This window comes from Curtobacterium sp. MMLR14_002, assembly GCF_001864975.1.
Classification (GTDB): domain Bacteria; phylum Actinomycetota; class Actinomycetes; order Actinomycetales; family Microbacteriaceae; genus Curtobacterium; species Curtobacterium flaccumfaciens.
Genome location: NZ_MJGT01000134.1, coordinates 1 through 492, shown reverse-complemented (window position 1 = coordinate 492; position 492 = coordinate 1). Strand labels below are relative to the sequence as shown.

Below are 492 nucleotides of genomic sequence, written 5' to 3'. Positions count from 1 at the left end.
CGTGCGGCAGGCGGTCGTTGGCGGCGTTGAGCTTGACCTGACCGAGGCGCACGAGCATGGCGTCGACACTGACGCCGAAGTGCGCGGCGAGCGTCTGGGGTTGCCGTAAGCCGCCGTCCCAAAGCGCTTCAAGTTCGCGTTTTGGCACGAGCACGCAGCCCGCGAAATAGTCAGCGGCACGTTCAGCTTGGACGGTGGAGGTCGCGATGGGGCTGCCGCTGTAGAGAGCCGCCGCGTGGCCGTGGTCCACGACGTGCTTGAACTGGTGCAACAGCGTGAAACGCTGGTGTGCGAGGCTGTCGCCGCTGTTGATCGCGATCAGCCAGTGATTGCCCGTCCAGAGGCTCATGCCGGATACGGCGATCGTCTCCAAGACGACGCGAACGTGCGGCAATGCGCTAATAGCTGTCGCGTCGATGCGGTCCGGGCCGCCAACGATGTCGATCAGACAGGACGCTTGGAGCTCGCTGACGCGAAGGGCCTCGTCGAAGC

1 protein-coding gene is annotated in these 492 nt (G+C 65.0%); it reads right to left on the bottom strand.

The features are described 5' to 3' along the window. Positions 1-492: ImmA/IrrE family metallo-endopeptidase (locus BIU91_RS17995; RefSeq protein WP_071406564.1), on the bottom strand; the 492-nt coding region annotated here is incomplete at both ends.